The 612-nt window shown below is 60.6% G+C and carries 1 protein-coding gene; it reads right to left on the minus strand.

The window, feature by feature from the left end; genetic code table 11:
• Window positions 1-524, minus strand: a 524-nt coding sequence (locus OQK_RS01350; RefSeq protein ID WP_016770766.1) for a lysozyme inhibitor LprI family protein, incomplete at its 3' end; no start/stop codon positions are given.
• Window positions 525-612 lie beyond the last annotated feature (88 nt).

The raw sequence follows: 612 nt of genomic DNA on the forward strand, positions 1-612 counted from the left end.
GTGAAGGCGAGTTTGCAGGCGTCCTCGGCGTACACGGCTGTTCCATCCGTGAGTATGGCAACGCCAGTCAAGTCTCCGGAATTGGCGCCCTCGCCTGCCGAGATATCGATGGCGATATGCGTGGCATCACGACGTTGGGTGACAAGGGTCGCCGAGGTCGAGGTGCCGCGCGGAATCAGTTGCCAGGTGGCATCCCAACTGAAGGGCTGAACCGCGTGTTCGAGCTCAGTGAGGCGCATCAGGTATTCGCGCCGCAGACACGCGCTCAGGGCACCGCAGGCGTTGCGGTTTTTCAGCCACTGACGCTGGTCGGTTTTCAGCATTTTGGGATCGGCAACTTTGCCCAGCGTGGTCCGCCATTGCTCGGCGAGCTTGTCGTCAAGGGTTGAGAGGTAGGGATCAGTGCAGATGGCTTTTTCGGTTTTGCTGGTGGCGTCGGTGCAGTCGAAACTGCTGGCATGGGCGGTGCAGGCGAGGACGATAGATGTCAGCGCCACGGCGTGACGCAGGTAGATAGCGAACATCGAGAGATTCCATTCTTCGGGCGGCGGGGATTATGCCAGTGCTGCTGCCGTAAATCGCCGCTGTCGTAGAGCCTGCTCACCCCTGTGG

It is taken from the genome of Pseudomonas sp. R62 (assembly GCF_000257605.1).
GTDB lineage: Bacteria > Pseudomonadota > Gammaproteobacteria > Pseudomonadales > Pseudomonadaceae > Aquipseudomonas > Aquipseudomonas atacamensis.